This is a genomic window from Streptomyces sp. MMS24-W38 (assembly GCF_059889265.1).
Genome location: NZ_JCBCPP010000001.1, coordinates 614,287 through 633,965, shown reverse-complemented (window position 1 = coordinate 633,965; position 19,679 = coordinate 614,287). Strand labels below are relative to the sequence as shown.

The 19,679-nt window shown below is 71.8% G+C and carries 16 protein-coding genes and 1 pseudogene; 12 read left to right on the top strand and 5 right to left on the bottom strand.

Annotation, left to right across the window (positions count from 1 at the left end):
• The first annotated feature begins 127 nt into the window (after nucleotides 1-127).
• The gene (locus tag AC6F7H_RS01855; protein ID WP_500754762.1) at nucleotides 128-1,438 is read left to right on the top strand and encodes an MFS transporter; all 1,311 of its coding nucleotides are present in this window, start codon (nucleotides 128-130) and stop codon (nucleotides 1,436-1,438) included.
• Nucleotides 1,439-1,581: 143 nt separating this feature from the next.
• On the opposite strand, the gene AC6F7H_RS01850 is transcribed toward AC6F7H_RS01855, so the two are convergent.
• Nucleotides 1,582-2,790 (bottom strand): pyridoxal phosphate-dependent aminotransferase, encoded by a 1,209-nt coding sequence (locus AC6F7H_RS01850; RefSeq protein WP_500754761.1) that lies wholly within the window; start codon nucleotides 2,788-2,790, stop codon nucleotides 1,582-1,584.
• Between the two features lie 90 nt (nucleotides 2,791-2,880).
• Here AC6F7H_RS01850 and AC6F7H_RS01845 point away from each other — a divergent pair, with 90 nt between their 5' ends.
• Nucleotides 2,881-3,531, top strand: coding sequence for a winged helix-turn-helix transcriptional regulator (locus tag AC6F7H_RS01845; protein WP_500754760.1), 651 nt, complete (start codon nucleotides 2,881-2,883; stop codon nucleotides 3,529-3,531).
• A gap of 90 nt (nucleotides 3,532-3,621) precedes the next feature.
• Here AC6F7H_RS01845 and AC6F7H_RS01840 read toward each other — a convergent pair whose 3' ends face one another.
• The 3 genes from AC6F7H_RS01840 to AC6F7H_RS01830 are packed head-to-tail and all read right to left on the bottom strand — an operon-like array spanning nucleotide 3,622 to nucleotide 7,293.
• Nucleotides 3,622-4,452 (bottom strand): hypothetical protein, encoded by an 831-nt coding sequence (locus tag AC6F7H_RS01840; RefSeq protein ID WP_500754759.1) that lies wholly within the window; start codon nucleotides 4,450-4,452, stop codon nucleotides 3,622-3,624.
• Nucleotides 4,452-5,735, bottom strand: coding sequence for a VWA domain-containing protein (locus AC6F7H_RS01835; RefSeq protein WP_500754757.1), 1,284 nt, complete (start codon nucleotides 5,733-5,735; stop codon nucleotides 4,452-4,454). The genes AC6F7H_RS01840 and AC6F7H_RS01835 overlap by 1 nt, the downstream gene beginning before the upstream one ends.
• Before the next feature lie 16 nt (nucleotides 5,736-5,751).
• Nucleotides 5,752-7,293, bottom strand: a complete 1,542-nt coding sequence (locus tag AC6F7H_RS01830) for an IucA/IucC family protein (RefSeq protein ID WP_500754756.1) — start codon at nucleotides 7,291-7,293, stop codon at nucleotides 5,752-5,754.
• Between the two features lie 100 nt (nucleotides 7,294-7,393).
• Between AC6F7H_RS01830 and AC6F7H_RS01825 the strand changes: the two genes are divergently transcribed.
• From AC6F7H_RS01825 to AC6F7H_RS01780, 10 genes and pseudogenes are all read left to right on the top strand, one after another.
• Entirely contained in the window at nucleotides 7,394-9,010 is a 1,617-nt protein-coding gene (locus tag AC6F7H_RS01825; protein ID WP_500754755.1) for an IucA/IucC family protein, read from the top strand.
• Nucleotides 9,011-9,261: 251 nt separating this feature from the next.
• Nucleotides 9,262-10,044, top strand: a complete 783-nt coding sequence (locus AC6F7H_RS01820) for a CoA transferase subunit A (protein ID WP_500754753.1) — start codon at nucleotides 9,262-9,264, stop codon at nucleotides 10,042-10,044.
• Between the two features lies 1 nt (nucleotide 10,045).
• Nucleotides 10,046-10,705: a CoA transferase subunit B gene (locus tag AC6F7H_RS01815; protein ID WP_500754751.1), complete on the top strand. Its 660-nt coding sequence runs from the start codon at nucleotides 10,046-10,048 to the stop codon at nucleotides 10,703-10,705.
• 180 nt (nucleotides 10,706-10,885) lie between these two features.
• Nucleotides 10,886-12,424, top strand: coding sequence for an extracellular catalytic domain type 1 short-chain-length polyhydroxyalkanoate depolymerase (locus AC6F7H_RS01810; RefSeq protein ID WP_500754750.1), 1,539 nt, complete (start codon nucleotides 10,886-10,888; stop codon nucleotides 12,422-12,424).
• Nucleotides 12,425-12,474: 50 nt separating this feature from the next.
• Complete coding sequence (locus AC6F7H_RS01805) at nucleotides 12,475-12,831, top strand: hypothetical protein (protein ID WP_500762192.1); 357 nt, start codon at nucleotides 12,475-12,477, stop codon at nucleotides 12,829-12,831.
• Between the two features lie 167 nt (nucleotides 12,832-12,998).
• A complete protein-coding gene (locus AC6F7H_RS01800; protein ID WP_500754748.1) occupies nucleotides 12,999-13,796 on the top strand; it encodes a 3-hydroxybutyrate dehydrogenase in 798 nt (265 codons plus the stop codon).
• A 94-nt stretch (nucleotides 13,797-13,890) separates the two neighbouring features.
• On the top strand, nucleotides 13,891-15,285 hold the full coding sequence (locus AC6F7H_RS01795; RefSeq protein WP_500754746.1) for an MFS transporter: 1,395 nt from the start codon (nucleotides 13,891-13,893) through the stop codon (nucleotides 15,283-15,285).
• Between the two features lie 196 nt (nucleotides 15,286-15,481).
• A complete protein-coding gene (locus AC6F7H_RS01790; RefSeq protein WP_500754745.1) occupies nucleotides 15,482-17,425 on the top strand; it encodes a helix-turn-helix domain-containing protein in 1,944 nt (647 codons plus the stop codon).
• A gap of 92 nt (nucleotides 17,426-17,517) precedes the next feature.
• Nucleotides 17,518-18,321, top strand: a complete 804-nt coding sequence (locus AC6F7H_RS01785) for an SAM-dependent methyltransferase (protein ID WP_500754744.1) — start codon at nucleotides 17,518-17,520, stop codon at nucleotides 18,319-18,321.
• A gap of 60 nt (nucleotides 18,322-18,381) precedes the next feature.
• Nucleotides 18,382-18,736 (top strand): annotated as a pseudogene (locus AC6F7H_RS01780) (ISL3 family transposase); the annotation flags it as partial.
• A gap of 60 nt (nucleotides 18,737-18,796) precedes the next feature.
• Here AC6F7H_RS01780 and AC6F7H_RS01775 read toward each other — a convergent pair.
• Complete coding sequence (locus AC6F7H_RS01775) at nucleotides 18,797-19,672, bottom strand: alpha/beta fold hydrolase (RefSeq protein WP_500761618.1); 876 nt, start codon at nucleotides 19,670-19,672, stop codon at nucleotides 18,797-18,799.
• Between the last annotated feature and the right edge of the window lie 7 nt (nucleotides 19,673-19,679).

The window sequence follows — 19,679 nt, the reverse complement described above, 5'->3', positions numbered from 1 at the left end:
ACCGATGGGTCATTCGCTTGTCGCCGGAAGGACGCCGGGGTCTGCGGAGCCGCCCACCGTGTCGGTGCTCCGCATCGCGGCCCGCCCGGCTCCCTTCCCCCACCTCTCCGCGACAGGACGTGGCCGCATGACCACCGATGTTCAAGCTCCCGCCTCCGCCCGGCCCCCGGCTCCGGACCCGACGGACCGGCGCACCCGCGCCCTGACCCTTGCGGTCGTCGCCCTGTGTACGGCGGCGATCACGGTCGAGGGGTTCGACCTCATCGTCTACGGCGTGGCGATGCCGTCGATGCTCGCCGACTCGAATCTGGGCCTCGACAAGTCCCTCGCCGGAACTCTCGGCAGCCTCGTCTATCTGGGCATGCTCATCGGCGCCATCGTCTGCGGGCCCCTCGCCGACCGTTTCGGCAGGCGTCGGCTCGTGCTGGCGTCGGGAGTGATCTTCACCCTGTTCACCGTCGGCTGTGCCGTCGCCGCCGCGCCATGGCAGTTCGGTCTCTTCCGGCTGCTCGCCGGCATCGGCATGGGCGGTGTGATGCCGTCCTGCGTGGCCCTCGCGAAGGAGTACGCGCCGCGCGGCCGCTCCGCGCTGGTGGCGACCGTCGTCCTCGCGGGCGTTCCGGTCGGCGGCGTGCTCGCCGCGCTCACCGCCGCCGCGTGGGGCGAGACCCTCGGTTGGCGCGGCCTGTTCGGTGTCGGCGCGGCACTGTCGACGCTGGTGTTCACCGGCGTGTACGCCCTGCTGCCGGACTCGCGGCCCGGAGCGACCGACGCCCCTGACCCCGGAGCCACCCCTTCGACGGCGTCCGTCGGCGGCCTTGAGTCCGGCGCTCCGACGGCCGAGGCGAAGACCCTCTCGCCGGCCCGCTCCGTGCTCTCGGACGGCCGCGCACGCACCACCGTGCTGTTCGTCGTCGCCAACTTCGCGGTGCTCCTGTCCTGGTACGGCCTGAACACCTGGCTGACCCAGCTGATGCGCGAGATGGACTACCCGCTCGGCTCGGCGCTGCAGTTCACGCTCGTGCTCAATCTGGGTGCCGTGATCGGTTCGTTCGGCATCGCCGCCGTCGCCGACCGGGTCGGCCCGCGCTTCGTCACCATCGGCAGTGCGGTGCTCTCCGCGGTCGCCGTCGTCGGCCTGACGTGGGGCGGCAACACCGTCGTCGTCCTCTGTCTGACCGCGCTCGCCGGTGTCGGTGCCCATTCGGCCCTGACCGTGCTCAACGACTGGGTGGCGTCCAGCTACCCGGCCTCGATCCGGGCCACGGCACTCGGCTACGTCTCGGGCTTCGGGCGCGGCGGCGCGATCGTGGCGCCGCTGCTCGGCGGCTGGATCCTGACGGCCTCTCTCGGCCCGACCACGGTCTTCTACGTCTTCGCCGCAGCCGCCGCCCTGAGCGCCGCGGCCCTCCTCGCCGTCCCGAGCCGCCGGTCCTGACGCCCCGCCGCGAAGCACGACGCCCCGTCTCCAGCAGGAGGCGGGGCGTCCTCGTCAGATGGGAGGAGTCAGTCTCACCGGCGGCGACCCGGCCGGACCGTACGGGAAGCCGTGCGCGGCCTGAACACGGCCGACCGGCCGCGCTACTGACGGTATCCGCTCAGGAACCGGCCGATGCGGCCGATCGCTGCCTCCAGGTCCTCCGCGTGGGGGAGGGTGAGGATGCGGAAGTGGTCGGGGGAGGGCCAGTTGAAGCCGGTGCCCTGGACTACCTGGATCTTCTCCCGGAGCAGCAGGTCGAGGACGAACCTCTCGTCGTCGTGGATCTTGTGCACCTCGGGGTCCAGGCGGGGGAACGCGTACAGGGCGCCCTTCGGCTTCACGCAGCTCACGCCGGGGATCTCGTTCAGCTTCTCCCAGACCACGTCCCGCTGCTCGTGCAGCCGCCCGCCGGGCGCGGTGAGCTCACGGATGGACTGGCGGCCGCCGAGCGCGGCCTGGATGGCGTACTGGGCGGGCGCGTTGGCGCACAGGCGCATGGAGGCCAGCATGATCAGGCCCTCCAGGTAGTCCTTCGCGTGCTGCTTGGGGCCGGTCACCACCAGCCAGCCGGAGCGGAAGCCCGCCACGCGGTAGGTCTTCGACAGCCCGCAGAAGGTGAGGACCACCAGGTCGGGGGCGAGCGCGGCGGCCGAGTGGTGCACGGCGTCGTCGTAGAGGATCTGGTCGTAGATCTCGTCGGCGAGGACCATCAGACCGTGCCGGCGGGCCAGGTCGAGGATGCCCTCGACGACCTCCTTCGGGTAGACCGCGCCGGTGGGGTTGTTGGGGTTGATGATGACCACGGCCTTCGTACGGTCCGTGATCTTCGACGCCATGTCGTCCAGGTCGGGGTACCAGTCGGCCTGTTCGTCGCACAGGTAGTGCACCGCCTTGCCGCCCGCGAGGGTGGTCACCGCCGTCCAGAGGGGGAAGTCCGGGGCGGGGACGAGGACTTCGTCGCCGTCCTCCAGGAGCGCCTGGACGGCCATCGAGATCAGCTCGGAGACGCCGTTGCCGAGGAAGACGTCGTCGACGTCGACCTCCAGGCCCAGGGTCTGGTAGCGCTGGGCCACCGCGCGGCGGGCGGAGAGGATGCCGCGCGAGTCGGTGTAGCCGTGCGCCTGCGGCAGCATCCTGATCATGTCCTGGACGATCTCCTCCGGCGCCTCGAAGCCGAACAGGGCCGGGTTGCCGGTGTTCAGGCGCAGCACACTGTGCCCCGCCTCCTCCAGCGCGTTCGCGTGCTCGATGACCGGGCCGCGGATCTCGTAACAGACCTCGCTGAGTTTGCTCGACTGCCGGAACTCCATGCGCCGCTTCCCCTCGGTATCCGGTGTTGCTTGCTTGGTTTTACCAAGTGACTGCTTGGAAAGTCCAACAACTTGTCTACACTGCGTCGCATGTCACCTCGCCGAAGCTACGACCAGTACTGTTCCGCCGCCCGTGCGCTCGACGTCGTCGGCGACCGCTGGACCCTGCTGATCGTCCGGGAGCTGCTCGCCGGTCCGAGGCGCTACACCGACCTGCACGCGGACCTCCCCGGCGTCAGCACGGACGTACTGGCCTCGCGACTGAAGGGCATGGAGCGTGACGGGCTGACCAGCCGTCGGCGGCTGCCCCCGCCCGGCGCGGCCTTCGTGTACGAACTCACCGCCCGGGGGAGCGAGTTGCTGCCTGTGCTACAGGCTCTCGGCGCGTGGGGGCAGGGCGCGCTGGGGGAGCGTCGGCCCACCGACGCGGTACGGGCGCACTGGTTCGCGCTGCCGCTGCTGCGGGTCCTGGAGGGCGAGTGGCCGGGCGGGGGAGTGGGCGAGGGACTGGTCGAAGTCCGTCTGGAGGAGGGGCGGTTCCACCTGCACGTCGGAGCCGGGGGCGGGGCCGTCTACGGCGACGGGCCCGCTCCCGGTGAGCCCGACGCCACACTGGCCCTCGACGCCGACACCTGTACGGCGATCAGCCGCGGCGAGGCGGCCGTGGCCGACGCGGTGCGGGACGGGCGGATCGAGGTGGGCGGCGACGGCCCGTTCGCCAAGGCGCTCCGGGAGGCATGACGGGGAGGGGCGGCGGCAACGAAAGGAGGCCCGCACAAGGCGGGCCTCCTGAGCGGACGTCACACGCCGCCGATGGTCACCTGCCGACCGTCACGCGCCCGGCGGTACCCGGGACGGCCGTCCCGACCCACGGGTCAACCGGTAGCCGGCGACACCCGCCAGCGAGGCCAGCGCACCGCCCACCGCGGTCCACACCCAGCGGTCGGACCACCAGCCGGAGGTCCAGCCGTCCTCGGGCTCGAGAGCGGCGAGTACGGCCGAGGACGACTTCTCCTCGCCGTCCTCGTCGCCTTCGCCGTCCGCTTCCGTCCGCAGCGCGATGCCCGGCACCAGCGGTTCGGCGAGTGAGCCGTCCACCGCCGCGGCGCCGCCCATGTCCTTGGAGTCGGCCCGGACTTCGACGTCCACCGACTGGCCCAGGTCGGACGCCGAGAGGTTCACCGCGGTGAGCCGGATGTAATACGTGCCCGGCAGCGGGTCGTCGGCCCACGGCTCCGACCAGGCACGGACCGTGCGCAGCACGCAGGCGAGCTCCACGGAGGCCGCGTCCGCCGGTGCCGTGCGGGTCTGGGCGCCGTACTGGCAGGCCTGGCGGCGGCGCAGACCGTCGTACACGTCGACCCGCCAGGTCTCGGCGGCGTGCGTCTCGGGCAGCTTCACCTTCGCCCGCACGGTGGGGCGTTGCCCCGCGTCCGCCGGGAACGACCAGTACAGGTAGTCGCCGACGGAGGCACGTGCCGTGGCGGTCTGCCCCTGCTCGAACTCCGTCGCGGTACGGAACGAGGTGCCCGCGCGGGTCGGCCCGGCGGCGTCCTCGGACGCGCCGGGGGAAGGGCTGGAGTCGGCCGCCGCGGGGGCCACGGCAGCCGCGGCCAGCCCGAACGTGAGCAGGGCGGCGGCCGACAAGCGGGTGATACGCATCAGTGGGTCCTCCAGACCGCGAGCCGCCAGCGGGACAGCCAGCCCCAGACGAGACCGGCGAGGAAACCGGTGAGGACCAGCGCGCCGAGCAGCCACCAGCCCCGGCCCAGGCCGAAGGAGGCCACGTCACTCGACTCGTTCGGACCCTCGACGACGTCGATGGTCAGTTCCAGCGGCAGACCGGGCGTGGTCTTCACACCGGAGCCCGGCGAGAACGAGTTGGTCACCGCCAGGCACACCGTCTCGGTGGCCGGCTTGTCGCCGTCGTCACCGTCATCGTCGTCCGATTCGGGCTTCGGGTAGCGCAGGCCGGTGGACAGGACGTCCGTACGGCCGTTGCCCGTTGCCTCGCCGCGGACGATCTCCCGGTCGTGCACCGTGACGGCCCGCAGCAGCACGCCGTAGTCCGGGTTCACCGCCCGGTCGGCCGCGACGCTCACCGACGCGCGCAGCTCCTGACCGGCCGGTACGTCCACGCGGTACCAGCGCTGCTGCCCGAACTCCTCGCGGTCCGTGTAGAGACCGGACTTCAGCGTCGGCGCCTTGGCGCAGGACGCGGCACCCTCGGTCGCGACCGGCGTCACCACCGGTTCGGCCGCTCGGTCCACCAACTCATTGACGCGGTCGGTGAGTTCGTCCTGGTGCTCGACCGAGGTGTAGGTGCCGCCGGTCGCCTCGGCGATGCAGCTGAGCTGCCTGCTCAGCTTGGCGTTCGGCACCAGGCCCAGGGTGTCGATGGTCAGGCCGATGCCCTTGGCCGCGATCTCCCGGGCCACCTCGCACGGGTCGAGCGGGGCGCAGGTGTCCTCACCGTCGCTGATCAGCACGATGCGCTTGGAGCCGTTGCCGTCCTTGAAGTCGTCGGCCGCCTGCAACAGGGCGGGGCCGATGGGGGTCCAGCCGGTCGGGGTGAGCGTGGCCACCGCCGTCTTGGCCTCCGTACGGTCCAGCGGGCCGACCGGGTAGAGCTGTGCGGTGTCCTTGCAGCCCTCCTTGCGGTCGTCGCCGGGGTAGTCGGCGCCGAGGGTCCGGATCCCCAGCTCGACCTCCTCCGGCGTCGCGTCCAGCACCTCGTTGAACGCCTGCTTCGCCGCCGCCATCCGGGACTGGCCGTCGATGTCCTTGGTCCGCATCGAACCGCTCACATCGAGGACGAGATCGACCTGGGGCGCGTCCTGGCCCGTGGGTTCGCCGGCGGCCGCCGCGGTCGGGAAGGTGAGCCCGGCCGTCAGGGCGGCGAGCAGGACACCGACGCCCGCTGCCGGCCATTTTCTTCTGATCATCGAGGGATCCTATTGATCAGGGGTGGCCCACTCCGAAGTGGGGTCCGCAAGGACCCTGGACCCGCAGGGGATTGGGCAGTTCCGCCCATTCGTCCCCGGTCGCTCGGGGGGACAGCCGCATCAGCGTCAGGGCCTTCGCGGGCAGCGGTTCGCCGAGCAGGGCGGCAAGGTCCGGGGTGCGCGGCAGATCCCGTACGGCCGTCTCCAGCGTGGCCCGAAGCGCCGGGCCCGAACCCGTCGTACCGGCCAGCGCACCCGCGACCAGCGACCCGAACAGCTTGCGCCGCAGGACGCGTTCGTCGTCCGTGACCATACGGGCGGGCAGCTCGGGCACCGGGACGCCGTGTCGCGCCAGCCGCTCGGGGCTGACCCGCAGATCGGCCAGATCGCGGTAGACCAGCCGCACCGGCTCCCCGTCCGGTGACAGCACCACCAGGAGGTTCTGACCGTGTGCCTCCAGAGCCACGCCCAGATCGAGCAGTCGCAGCCCGACCGTGAGGGCGAGCCGCGCGAACCGGGCCACCCGGGCGGGGGAGCGGGACACCCCGGTGGTCGCCAGCGCCGCCACCGGGACCACCCGCTCCCCGGCCGACACATACTCCTGCGGCGACTCGCGCACCACGGCCGCCAGATCGGGGGAGCCGGCCGCCGCGGCACCCAGGGTGCGGGTGATGTGCAGCAGCCCGCCGGTCCGCGCGGCCACCGACTCCCCGAAGTCGGACAGCACCGCGGACGCGGCGACCGAACCGAGCGAGATGTCCCGCACCGAGGACGTCAGCCGCGTACTCAACGCCGTTTTGACATGCGGGCCTCCGGGCAGGGCGAGGGTGCGCAGCGCCATCAGCGGATGCGCGACGATCCACCGGGCGGGGGCTTCCCGTTTGAGCACATGCGCCGCCTGCCACGGGTGCACGGGGATCACCACCCGCCCCCCGTCCCGCAGCCACTTTGGCCAGACCCCCGTCACCAGACAGTCGTCGGCCGGTAGCGGCACCAGCCCCAACTCCACGACCGGCCGGTGCTCGGGCCCGTACGCCAACTGCTCGGCGACCGAGAAACCGGGCCGGGAACGGCAGTTGGGATGGAACGGATGCCCGTCGACCACCCGTTGTTCCCACTCCCAGTCCCACCGGGGCCGATCGTCCGGGCCATCCTCCGGCCGGTCCGCCCGGGACAACGCCAACGAGGCGACACTGTAGGCGAGTTCGACGGCGAAGGGCGCCGAGCGCGGCACGGCGAGCCGCGTCATCAACCGTGCCGGATCGTCGTACGCCACCTCGTCCAGGTGGACGACGGTGACGTACGCGGCGGTCGCATACGGATCCGGTCGCGGGCCGTGCAGCCGCCGCCCGTCCGCCAGCCGCAGGGTGAGCCCGTCCCGGCGCGGCTCCCGGCCGGTGATCCACGGCAGTGGATCGTGCGCGAGGCCACGCCACAGCCGGGTCAGCACGGCCGCGCGGGCCCCTGGCAGCGCGTCCGCGTACCGGGGCGCCAGGGCCGGCCGTACGGCGGCCAGCTCGTCGGCGATCTCGGCCTCGGTGGTGGGGGGAGGGTGCACGGGCGGGCTCCTCGGGTACGACGAACAGCGTTGCGGGACGAACAGGCGGTCCGCGACGGACATACTGATCGTCCCCGTCCGGACAGACCGTTGGGAAACAGTGGAACGCGTGGACCTCATGCCCCCGCTCGCAGACGACGACGCGGCGACCCGCGCCCACCACGTGGCCGGGCTCGCCGCCCGCGCCGACGCGTACGCGGCCGTACCGCTGCTGAACTGTCTGCTGCGCGAGGTGGCACAACCCGTGCCGGCCACGGACGTGAATGTCGACGGGGAGGAGGGCCTCCGGACCTACCGCCTGCCCGGCGTCGACCGCCTGCTGCGGGTCCGCGGCACCCGGCGCCCCGCCGCACCCGAGGTGTGCGTGGACGGCGCCTGGCACCGCGTGAACCACACCGAACTGGTGAAACTCGTCGCGGAGGAGCTGTGTCGGCACACCGGCCTGCCGAACCACGAGCTGCCCGCCGAGATGATCGACAGCAGGGACACGGTGGCCGCGCTGCTCGCGGCGCGGGCCCGGACGGCCCCGCCCGTCGACCCCTACCTCCGCTCCGAACAATCCCTGCTCACCGGCCACACCCACCACCCCGCCCCCAAGGCGCGCGGCGGCGGCCCCGCGGCGAACTGGCTGCCGTACGCGCCGGAGGCGTACGCCCGCTTCCCGCTGACGCTGCTCGGACTGCGCGAGGACACGGTCGCCGAGGAGGGAGACACCTCGGCCCTCGACCGGCTCGGCACCGCCCCGCCCGGATACCGCCTGCTGCCCGCCCACCCCTGGCAGTTGGAGCTGACGGCTCACAACCTCGCCCCCGCGTTCGCCGACGGCCGCCTGATCAGGCTGGGCGCGACCCCGTTCGCGGCATGGCCCACGGCCGCGATCCGCACCGTGTACGCACCCGCACGCGACCTGTTCCTGAAGTTCAGCCTCGACGTCCGCATCACCAACGACATCCGCCGCCTGTGGCGCCACGACCTGCTGAAGCTCCGCAGGACCGACACGGCGGTACGCGAGGCGTTCGCCGCCTTCGACGGCCCGGCGGCCTGGCTCGGCGACCGCGGCCACCGCACCGCGGACTTCGCCTTCGAGGAACTGGCCGTGGTCGTCCGTGACGGCCTGCGCGACCACCTGCTCCCCGGCGCGGTCCCGCACCTCGCCGCCGCCCTGGTCGAGGAGTACGACGGCAACCCGCTCGCCGCCACCGCCGCCCCCGCCGCCTGGTGGGAGGCCTACCTGGCCCAGGTCGTTCCCCCGGCCCTGACCGCCTTCGCCCGGCACGGAGTCGTCGTGGAGGCACACCTGCAGAACACCGTGGTCGCCGTCGACACCGACGGCATGCCCGTGCAGGCCCTGTTCCGGGACGCCGAAGGCGTGAAACTCCTGCCGGAGGTGCCCAGGGAGGCGGGCTGGGAACGCCTGGTGTACTGCCTGATCGTCAACCACCTGACCGAGATCGCCGCAGCCCTCGCCGAACACCACCCCGGCTTCGACCCCTGGCCCGCCGTACGCCAAGAACTGGCCCGCCACGACTTCCCCGAGATGCCCGCCCTCCTCACCGGCCCCACCCTCCCCGCCAAAACCAACCTCCTCCTCCGCTGGACCAACGCCGACGGCGCCGCCGCCCGGTATCGTCCGCTGCCCAACCCGCTGACCGGCGGACAGGCGCGGGAGCGCGGGCGCGCACAGGTGAAAGCCGTGGGTGCCGGAACGCACGGCTGAAGGCCGCAGGTGTGGTTACCGGCGCCATGTCGGCCGGGCGTGCGGGTGGTGCGGGCGAGCGCGATTCCGCGCTGTGTGCCTGGGTGCGAGCCACACACTGACCGTGCGGTAGGTGTCGGAGGCAGCCATACCGGTTGGCTCCTGTGCGTCCTTAGGGTCGTCACGTCGATGGATGCCGGGGCGCGAGAACCACATCTTATGCGCGCCTCGGCTGCTCGGGGCGGTACGCGCCCCTTGATGAGAGGGGCCGTATGGGGCTGGACAAAACGGTCGACAGCGTGGGCGAGGCAGTGGCGGACATCCCCGAGGGGGCGTCGCTGGCCGTCGGCGGGTTCGGCCTGTGTGGCATACCGAGCGCCCTGATCGCCGCACTGCTGCAGCGGGAGGCGGGCGGGTTCAAGGTCGTCTCCAACAACTGCGGGGTGGACGACTGGGGGCTGGGGCTCCTGCTGCGGGCCGGCCGGATCGCGCGCATGACCAGTTCGTACGTGGGCGAGAACAAGGAGTTCGCCCGCCAGTACCTCAGCGGGGAACTGGAAGTGGAGCTGGTGCCGCAGGGCACGTTGGCCGAACGCCTGCGGGCCGGCGGGGCGGGTATCCCGGCGTTCTACACACCGGCCGGGGCCGGGACGCAGATCGGGCAGGGCGGGCTGCCCTGGCGGTACGGCGCGGACGGGCAGGTCGCGGTGGCGTCGCCGCCGAAGGAGACGCGGGTCTTCGACGGGCGTGAGTACCTGCTGGAGGAGGGCATCAGGACTGATTACGCCCTGGTGCGGGCGACCGTCGGGGACCGTCACGGCAACCTGGTGTTCCGCTCCTCGGCCCGCAACTTCAACCCGCTGGCCGCGATGGCCGGGCGCGTCACCATCGCCGAGGTCGAGCACCTGGTGGAGCCTGGTGAACTGGACCCGGACGAGGTGCACCTGCCGGGGGTGTTCGTGCAGCGGGTGGTCCGGGTCCTCCCCGATGACCCGACCGCCACCCGGCGGATCGAACGACGGTGCGTGCGGACCGAACAGGAAGGCGGTGCCTGACATGGCGCTCACTCGCGAGCAGATGGCGGCCCGGGCGGCCCGCGAACTGGTGGACGGCACGTACGTCAACCTCGGCATCGGCCTGCCCACACTGATCCCGAACCACCTCCCGTCGGGAGTCGAGGTGGTGCTGCAGTCCGAGAACGGCATTCTCGGAGTCGGCCCCTACCCGCTCGAGGAGGAACTCGACGCGGACCTGATCAACGCGGGCAAGGAGACGGTGACCACCCTGCCCGGGGCGTCGTTCTTCGACTCCGCGCTGTCCTTCGGCATGATCCGCGGCGAGCACATCGACGCCGCGGTGCTGGGCGCCATGCAGGTGTCGTCCTCCGGGGACCTGGCGAACTGGATGATCCCGGGGAAGATGGTCAAGGGCATGGGCGGTGCCATGGACCTGGTGCACGGGGCGCGCCGGGTCATCGTGCTGATGGAGCACACCGCCAAGGACGGCAGCCCCAAGCTCGTCGAGCGGTGCGATCTGCCGCTGACCGGTACCGGGGTCGTCCAGCGCGTCATCACCGATCTCGCCGTCATCGACGTCACGCCGGAGGGTTTCTCGCTGGCCGAACTCGCTCCCGGCGTCGGCGTCGACGAGGTGCGCGCCGCGACAGGGGCCGAGCTGCGCGTTCCCGCGCGGCTGGCGACGGCGGCAGGTGTCTGAGTAGCAGATGCCACCCGGCGGCACAACCCGTTCGGGTCCACATCGTGGCAAGCAGGCTGTGGTGTTCCCTGCCATATCGTTGCACGTTGAACGGACCTTACGGTGCCGGGCACCGGGCCGCTCCGGCCGACTCACGCCCATGGAGCGGCCCGGTGTCCCCCACTGCACCGAGGAGCCGCCATGCAACCGTCGTCCTTCCGGGGCACCGTCGCCCCGCTGTCCCGCACTTCGTCCGCACCGCCCGCCGATCCGCTGCCGCGCCCGGTGGGGGGTGCGTGGCGCGGACTGCTGTCCCGTCTTGTGGCCGTCGTGGCCCTCGCCCTCGCGGCTGCCCTGGTCGGTCCTGCGCCGACCGCTCAGGCTGCGGTCGGCCTGACCAAGGTCACCAACTTCGGCGCCAACCCGGGCCAGTTGAACATGTACGTCTACCGGCCCGCGTCCCTGCCCGCCAAGCCGGCGGTGGTGTTCGCGCTGCACGGCTGCAACCAGAACGCCCAAATGTACGCCGACAACTCCGGCCTGCCCGAACTCGCCGACCGGCACGGGTTCCTGGTGGTGTTCGCCGAGACCACTTTCTCGAACCACACGAGCAAGTGCTTCAACTGGTACCAGACCACCGACATCCGCAGAGGCCAGGGCGAAGCCGCATCGATCCGGCAGATGGCCGCGCACGCGGTCTCCGCCTACGGCGCGGACGCCGGGCGGACCTACGTCACCGGCCTGTCCGCCGGCGGCGCCATGACGTCGGTGATGCTCGCCATGTACCCGGACGTCTTCCAGGCCGGCGCGGTCGTCGCGGGTCTGCCCTACGGTTGCGCCGGCGACGCCACGGCCGCCTTGAGGTGCATGGCCCCTGGAGTCGACCTGACTCCGGACCAATGGGCGAAGCGGGTCCGCGACGCCAATCCCTCGTGGTCCGGACCCTGGCCCCGCGTGGCCATCTGGCACGGTGACAACGACCCCACGGTCGTCCCGCTCAACGCCGACGAACTGCGTGACCAGTGGACCGCACTGCACGGCCTGTCCCAGAAGCCGACCCGCACGTCCGTGATCGGCCCGAACTCCACCCGGCACGAGGAGTACGCCGCCGCGGACGACTCGGTGGCCGTCGAGGTGAACCGGGTCCCGAACATCGGGCACGCCACGCCGGTCGATCCCGGCAGCGGGCCCCAGCAGTGCGGCAGCACCGGCACCGTCAACTTCCAGGCCTCCATCTGCTCCAGCCACTGGATCGCCCAGTTCTTCGGCCTGGACGACTCCGACCCCGGGCGTGAGGGGCTGCCCGCTCCGACCGGCCTGGCCCCGACCGGCGTCACGGACACCACCGTCGACCTGAGCTGGGACGCCGTCGAGGGCGCCGAAGGCTATACCGTCTACCGCGACGGTGCCCCGATCGGCACGGCGGACTCCACGTCCTACACCGACACCGGCCTGACCGCGGGCTCCTCCCACACCTACGCGGTCGCTGCCCGCGACGCGGACGGCAAGCCGGGGCGGCTCTCCAGCACGGTCACGGCGCGGACCACCGGCGCCACCGCCACCTGCTGGACCGCCACCAACTACGCCCACGTACAGGCGGGACGCGCCACGACCAGCGGCGGCTACACCTACGCCAAGGGCTCCCAGCAGAACATGGGCCTGTACAACATGTTCGTCAGCCACACCCTGAAGGAGTCGCCCGTCGGCTACTTCACCCTCGCGGACGGTACCTGCTCCTGACGCAGGGCCGGCCATGACTGTGGACGCCTCCCCGCATCATCCACGGTCCCGTGCCCGTCATGGTGGCGGCCCACCTGAGAGAAGCCGCCGCCGTGGCGGGCACACGCATGTTCCCGTACCGAACTCGCCGCCCAGCCTCCGGCCCGTCCATCCATGGCGAGTCGACCACGGCGGGAACCGTGGCCTCCGGTCACACCGACCCGGCGGACCGGGCCGGACTCACGGCCAAGGACCTCACTGTTCCCGGCGGCGTACCCGGTATCCAGAGGGCAACACCGGTCTCGATTTCCACCGCCCTGGAGAAGTGGCTCTCCACCGGGCACCGCCCGCCCGCGAGCCACACCGTCGCCCGGCCCGAGGGCGCCGACCCGACGGCCCTGCTCACCGACTGCCGCTTCGACAAGTGACGCACCCGCGGCGGCCGTGACGAAACGTCACTGCCGCCGCGGGGCCCATCCCACGGAGTGCGTCACGTCATGTATCGCCTTGTGGATGAGGGTGCTATAGAGGTAGCTCTTACTGTGTGGGTTGCATACATAGGTGTGTCTGAGTGACGTCCGTACTGTTTCCGGCCATGACAAGCGAATTCCCTCCTCCCACCGCCCACTCGGCGCCGTCCGGCGCCGGCGTGGACCTGACGTCCCGGGCCGCTCTGGTCACCGGCGGCGGCAGCGGCATCGGCAAGGCGTGCGCCACGGCGCTGGCCGCCGCGGGTGCCACCGTGCACGTGGTCGACCGGGACGCCGATTCGGCCAAGGAGGTCGCCGCCGGGATCGGGGGCGAGGCGCACGTCGTCGACCTGGCCGACCCGGCCGCGATCGAGGCACTGCCGACCGAGGTCGACATCCTGGTCAACAACGCCGGCCTGCAGCACGTGGCGCCCCTGACCGAGTTCCCGCCGGAGCGGTTCGCCCTCATCCAGCAGGTGATGGTCACCGCCCCGTTCCTGCTGATGCGCCGCAGCCTGCCGCACATGTACGCGCGGGGCTGGGGACGGCTGATCAATCTCTCCAGCGTCCACGGACTGCGGGCCAGCGCCTACAAGTCCGCCTACGTGGCCGCCAAACACGCGCTGGAGGGCCTGAGCAAGGTGGCCGCGCTCGAGGGTGCCGCCCACGGTGTTACCAGCAACTGCATCAACCCCGGCTACGTCCGTACCCCCCTGGTCGAGAATCAGATCCGCGATCAGGCCGCCGCGCACGGAATCAGCCCCGACGACGTCCTGACCGATGTACTGCTGACCCGCTCACCCATCAAACGCCTGCTGGAGGCGGAGGAGGTCGCCGCGGCCGCGCTGTGGCTGTGCGCCGACCACAGCAGCTACATCACCGGAACCTCACTGCCCCTCGACGGCGGCTGGGGAGCCAACTGACCCGCCGCGCCCCGGGCGCCGCTCCTGCGCCGCCCCGTCCCCATGACTGCCCCCCACGCCTGTCCCCGCACCTCACCCGAGAATCGGTGAACCCATGTCCGAGACCACAAGCGCCAAGCCGGGCGAGCCCCGCTCCGGCGGCATCGCCCGCATCGTCGGGGCGAGCCTGATCGGCACCACCGTCGAGTGGTACGACTTCTTCCTCTACGGCTCCGCCGCCGCGCTGGTGTTCAACACCCTCTTCTTCCCCAGCAGCGACCCACTGGTGGGCACGCTGCTCGCCTTCATGACCTACGCGATCGGGTTCCTGGCCCGCCCGATCGGCGGCATGGTCTTCGGGCACTACGGCGACAAGATCGGCCGTAAGAAGCTGCTCGTGCTCAGCCTGCTGATGATGGGCGGCGCCACCTTCGCCATGGGTCTGCTGCCGACCTACGGCAGCATCGGCGTCGGCGCCCCGGTCCTGCTCACCGTCCTGCGCCTGATCCAGGGCTTCGCCCTGGGCGGCGAATGGGGCGGCGCCGTGCTGATCGTCTCCGAGCACGGAGGCGAAAAGCACCGCGGCTTCTGGGCCTCCTGGCCGCAGTGCGGCGTCCCCGCCGGCAACCTGCTGGCCACCGCCGTTCTCGCGCTGCTGGCCACCGTTCAGTCCGAGGAGGCGTTCCTTTCCTGGGGCTGGCGCATCCCCTTCCTGCTCTCCGGCGTCCTGGTCGTGGTCGGACTGTGGATCCGCATCTCGGTGTCCGAATCGCCGGTCTTCCTGGCCGCCCAGGCCAAGGCCGAAGCGGACGCCGCCAAGGGGGTCAAGGACGAGGCGCCCGTCATCGAGGTCTTCCGCCGCAGCTGGCGTGAGGTGCTCGGGGCCATCGGTGTCCGGTTCGGCGAGAACATCTCCTACTACATCGTGACCTCCTTCCTGCTGGTCTACGTCACCACCCACCTGGAGCTGCCGAAGAGCACCGCGCTGAACGCGGTCCTGATCGCCTCCGCCGTCCACTTCGTCACCATCCCGCTGTGGGGGGCGCTCTCCGACCGCATCGGCCGCAGGCCCGTGACGCTGATCGGCGCGGTCGGCATGGCCGCGTGGATCTTCGTCTTCTTCTCCATGGTCGACACGAAGTCCTTCACCGTGATCACCCTCTCGGTCACCGTGGGCCTGCTGCTCCACGGCGCCATGTACGGACCGCAGGCCGCCTTCGTCTCCGAGATGTTCGACACCAAGGTCCGCTACTCCGGGGCCTCCGTGGGCTCACAGCTCGCCTCCATCGTCGCCGGCGCTCTCGCCCCCATCATCGCCGTCGAGCTCCTCAGGCGCTACGAGTCCTGGACGCCCATCGCGGTGTACGTCTGTGCCTCCGCGGTGATCACCGCCATCACCGCCGTCGTCATCAAGGAGACCCGCGGCCGTGACCTGACCGTCTCGATCGCGGACGAGCCGGCGAAGCAGCAGCGGCAGGAGGCATCGCTCACCGGCACCGACCGGGTCTAGAAGTCCAGAGGCCCAGAGGCCCAGAGGCCCAGAGGCCCAGAGACCCAGGGATCCAGAGGCCACCGTGTCGCGGTCCGCCCCGTGAAGGAGAAAACGGGCGGACCGCGGCACGCCCGTCCGTAGACACCGTGCCCGCCACGCGGGCCACCACAGCCCGTCCACACACCAGCCGCGCAGCTGGAGGGAGGACCGCCCCATGCCCCCCGTGAGCCCCGTGACCGTCGGCAGCGACCCCTCCCACACGGCGACGGCCGCACTCCGGCAGCTGCTCGACCTGCTCGCCGCCGACGCACCCGTCGAACACCTGGCCCAGCCCGCGGCCCGGGCCCGCGCGGCCGGAGCCGACCCGAGCGAGCAGGCCGTCATCGACGAGGCCACCCGGACCGCACTGGACATCCACCGGACCCTGGCCCAGCGCCGACGCCGGGAGGCCGAACTCGCCGCCCTCTTCGACACCGCGAGCGACCTGGCCGCGTTGCGCGACCTGGACGCCGTACTGCGGGCCATCGTGCACCGGGCCAGAACCCTGCTGGGCACCGACACCGCGTACATGACCCTGAACGACCCCACGGCCGACGACACGTTCATGCGGGTGACCGCCGGCTCGGTCTCCGCCAAGTTCCAGCAACTGCGCCTCGCCATGGGGGAGGGGCTCGGTGGTCTGGTCGCGCAGACCGCCCGCCCCTACGCGAGCACCGACTACCGCACCGACCGCCGTTTCAAGCACACCGGAACCATCGACGAGGGAGTCGACGAGGAGGGCCTGCGCGGCATCCTCGGCGTGCCCCTGCGCGTCGGCCGGCGCGTGATCGGCGTCCTGTTCGCCGGAGACCGCGCTCCGCGCGACTTCACCCCCGAGGCCATCGCCCTGCTCTCCTCCCTGGCCGACCACGCCGCCGTGGCCATCGACGGCGCGCGCCTGCTGGAGGAGACCCGCTCCGCGCTGGTCGAGCTGAACGCCGCCAACGAAACGGCCCGGGCCCACAGCGAAGACCTGCACCGCGCGGCCGACGCCCACGACCGGCTCACCGACCTGGTCCTCAGAGGCGGCGACGTCGATGACGTCACCCGCGAGATCGCCGCCCTCCTCGGCGGCGGCCTGGCCGTTCACGACGCGGACGGCACCGAACTCGCCCGTCTGGGGACCGGCCCGGTCCGCCCGCCCGAGCAGGGGATCGAAGCCTCCCGCCGAGGCGGACGGGCCGTCCCCGTCGGCGGCAACTGGGTGTGCGCCGTCCTGGCGGGCCCGGAACTCCTCGGCAGCCTGGTGCTCACCGACCGGGCCGATCTCACAGACGCCGACCGGCGTCTGTTCGAACGGGCCGGCATGGTCACCGCTCTCCTGCTGCTCCTGCGCCGGTCCGTGGCCGAGGCCGAGGACCGGGTGCGCGGCGAACTCCTCGACGACCTGCTCACCGCCCAATCCCCCGGAAGCCACCGCAACATCGGCAGTCTGACGCTGCGTGCCAGAAAGCTGGACATCAATCTCGCCCAGCCGCACGCGGTGCTCGTCCTCAACTGCGACCCGGACCTGCGCTCACGGCTGCTGATCGAGGCGGCACGCCGTGCCCGCACGCTCGGCGGCCTGGCCGGCACCCGCAACGGGCACACCGTCCTGCTGGCACCCACCTCGGCTCCGGGCCCCCTCGCCCAGGAACTCGCCCAAGGCCTCTCCCGGGGCCTGGGCACCCCCATCACCGTCGGAGCAGCGGGCCCCGGCACGGGCCCCGAACACCTCCCCGACACCTACGACGAGGCGCGCCGCTGCCTCGAAGCCCTCGAAGCGCTCGGCCGCACCGGCACCGGCGCCGGCCTGGCCGACCTCGGCTTCCTCGGGGTGCTCCTCGGCGACCGGGCGGACATCCACGGATACGTGGACCGCGTCCTGGGCCCCGTACTCGCCTACGACGCCCAGCGCGGCACCGAACTGGCCCGCACCCTCGGCGCCTACTACGACCACGGTGCCAGCCTCGCCAGAGCCAAGGACGCCCTGCACGTCCACGTCAACACCGTGGTCCAACGCCTCGACCGGGTCGCCCAACTCCTCGGCCCCGACTGGAACACGCCCGGAAAGGCCCTGGAGATCCAAGTCGCCCTGAGCCTGCACCACCTCGCCCAGAACCCGCTGCACGGCAACTGAGCTGGATCCGGCGATCGGCGCCGTGGTCCCAACACCGAGCTCGAACACGGAAGTTGAGAGATCCGGGGGCCGCCGTGTGTCATGCTTCGATCATGACTGACCGAGAAGCCCGGGGCAGCGGGCTGCAGACCGACCGACCCCACTCGGCGCGTGTGTGGGACTACCTGCTCGGCGGGAAGAACCACTACCCGGTGGACAGTCAGGCCGGCGACCTGATCCTCCGGAACTTCCCCGAGTTCGCGGCCGTCGCCCGCGTGCAACGGCGCTTCCTGGTGCGAGCGGTGCGGTTCCTGGCGCGCGACGCCGGGATCCGCCAGTTCCTCGACATCGGTACCGGGTTGCCCACCGCCAACAACACCCACGAGGTCGCCCAGGGCATCGCGCCGGAAAGCAAGATCGTCTACGTGGACAACGACCCCATCGTCCTCGCCCACGCCGACGCCTTGCTGCGCAGTACGCCGGAAGGAAAGTGCGCCTACCTCGACGCCGATGTGCGCGATCCGCAAAAGATCCTCACCCAGGCGGCCCGCACACTGGACTTCGACCGGCCCATCGGCCTGATGATGCTCAACATCATGGGCCAGGTCTCGGACGAGGAGGAGCCCGAGCGGATCATGGCCGAGCTGATCGACGCGTTGCCGCCGGGCAGCCATGTGGCCCTGAGCGACGGCACGGCCACCGACGAGCGACTCGAGGCGGCCGTCGAGGCGTACAACGCGCAGTCCGTCAATACGTACCACCTGCGCTCGCCCGAGCACATCGGGAGCTTCCTGCAGGGGCTGCGTCTGGTCGAGCCAGGCCTGGTCAGGTCTGCCGACTGGCGCCCGGACCCCGACTCCGCGGCCGTCACCCACGAGCAGGGCCACGCCGTCGGGGCGGTGGGCCTGAAGGAGTAGGGCCGAGCCGGGGAGAGGAGTACAGGGAGAGAACACGCCCTGCGTCGGAGCTGGTCATGACGTGCGCACGGCTGTCATCTGCGGGCCGTGGCCGACGTGCCCGTGGACGTGCGGCGGGTAGTGGTCCGTGTCCGGGTGCGGCGCCCGGTGTGTCCCACGCGCGGCTGCCGTCACACCTTCCGCGGGCAGACGCCCGAAGTCTGGAGCGACACCAACGGCGTACAGCCCGTTCGACCAGGCAGGTCAAGCCCGTGGTCAAGGAGTCGGCGGGCCGCGCGGGGCACGCTTGCCGGCGGTACTCGCGATGCGCCTGTCGCGTCGCACGGCCCTGCGCGCCCTGCTGCGGATCCCGTGGCCCACCGGGCGGGTGCCCCGCGTGATCGGCGTCGACGACTTCGCCCTGCGCCGACGTCATCCTCCGTCACCACCGAAGGTGAGTCAGGGCCGCTGGCCGGACTCCCACATCCGGCGCGCCTCACCACCTGCCCGAAGTGGGCGTCGAGGCCCGCACAGCGGTCGCGACTTCGCCGGTGGCCGGCGGGAACAGGATCGAGTAGTGGTTGGTGTCGCCGATACACCGGGCGGGCATCCGGTCGGGGTCAAGGGCAGCCGCGGCGATACGGCCCGGATCGTAGAGGGCCTGCGGTTCGTCGAGCAGGCCGCGTTCGGCCCACAGCAGGGTGCCGTGCACATGTGGCTGATGGATGGCGGCCAGGGTTTCGGGGTCACCGAGCACGTCGGCGCCGTCCGCGCGTACCGCGTCGAGTACGCAGCTGCTGCGCAGCTCGGGGGAGCGGCCTGTGAGGTCGCGGTCGACGTAGGCGGCCACCTGGGGGCTCCAGTGCGGGGCGAGCGCGGGGTGGGCCCGGAAGAACTCGAGGTAGGCCTCTCGGTCTTCGAAGGTCATCGACAGCCGGTCCATCGCCGGGCCGATGACGGCCTGCAGCAGCTCGTCGATGTCGGTGCCCGCGGGGGCGGGAAAGCCCAGGCCGCCGTCGACCAGGACCACGCGCGGGAAGCGCTCCGGGTGCCGGGCGGCGGCCAGGGCGGCGACGAAAGCGCCCATGGAGTGGCCGAGGAGCACCGCCTGCTGCCGGCCGAGGTGGTCGAGCAGCGCGAGGGTGTCGCGGACGTGGGCGGTCAGGCCGTACGGACCGGGCAGAGCCGCGCTGGCGGCTCTGCCCCGCAGGTCGGGAGCGTAAAGGTCGACGTCGGGCAGGGCTTCGGCCACGGCGTTGAAGGCCAGGGAGTTGGCGGTGATGCCGTGCAGCGCGATGACCGGCGGGCCGTCGCCCGGCCACCGGGTGACGGCGAGTTCACCGCCGTCCACCGGGGCGGTGAGACTCTGCATGATGCCT

Bases quoted from the DNA above. Each gene is read 5' to 3' on its own strand.
- AC6F7H_RS01840 (WP_500754759.1), bottom strand. From the start codon at position 4,452: ATGCGTATCACCCGCTTGTCGGCCGCCGCCCTGCTCACGTTCGGGCTG.
- AC6F7H_RS01820 (WP_500754753.1), top strand. From the start codon at position 9,262: ATGGGGCTGGACAAAACGGTCGACAGCGTGGGCGAGGCAGTGGCGGAC.
- AC6F7H_RS01810 (WP_500754750.1), top strand. From the start codon at position 10,886: ATGCAACCGTCGTCCTTCCGGGGCACCGTCGCCCCGCTGTCCCGCACT.
- AC6F7H_RS01800 (WP_500754748.1), top strand. From the start codon at position 12,999: ATGACAAGCGAATTCCCTCCTCCCACCGCCCACTCGGCGCCGTCCGGC.
- AC6F7H_RS01855 (WP_500754762.1), top strand. From the start codon at position 128: ATGACCACCGATGTTCAAGCTCCCGCCTCCGCCCGGCCCCCGGCTCCG.
- AC6F7H_RS01775 (WP_500761618.1), bottom strand. From the start codon at position 19,672: ATGCAGAGTCTCACCGCCCCGGTGGACGGCGGTGAACTCGCCGTCACC.
- AC6F7H_RS01790 (WP_500754745.1), top strand. From the start codon at position 15,482: ATGCCCCCCGTGAGCCCCGTGACCGTCGGCAGCGACCCCTCCCACACG.
- AC6F7H_RS01815 (WP_500754751.1), top strand. From the start codon at position 10,046: ATGGCGCTCACTCGCGAGCAGATGGCGGCCCGGGCGGCCCGCGAACTG.
- AC6F7H_RS01795 (WP_500754746.1), top strand. From the start codon at position 13,891: ATGTCCGAGACCACAAGCGCCAAGCCGGGCGAGCCCCGCTCCGGCGGC.
- AC6F7H_RS01785 (WP_500754744.1), top strand. From the start codon at position 17,518: ATGACTGACCGAGAAGCCCGGGGCAGCGGGCTGCAGACCGACCGACCC.
- AC6F7H_RS01845 (WP_500754760.1), top strand. From the start codon at position 2,881: ATGTCACCTCGCCGAAGCTACGACCAGTACTGTTCCGCCGCCCGTGCG.
- AC6F7H_RS01850 (WP_500754761.1), bottom strand. From the start codon at position 2,790: ATGGAGTTCCGGCAGTCGAGCAAACTCAGCGAGGTCTGTTACGAGATC.
- AC6F7H_RS01835 (WP_500754757.1), bottom strand. From the start codon at position 5,735: ATGATCAGAAGAAAATGGCCGGCAGCGGGCGTCGGTGTCCTGCTCGCC.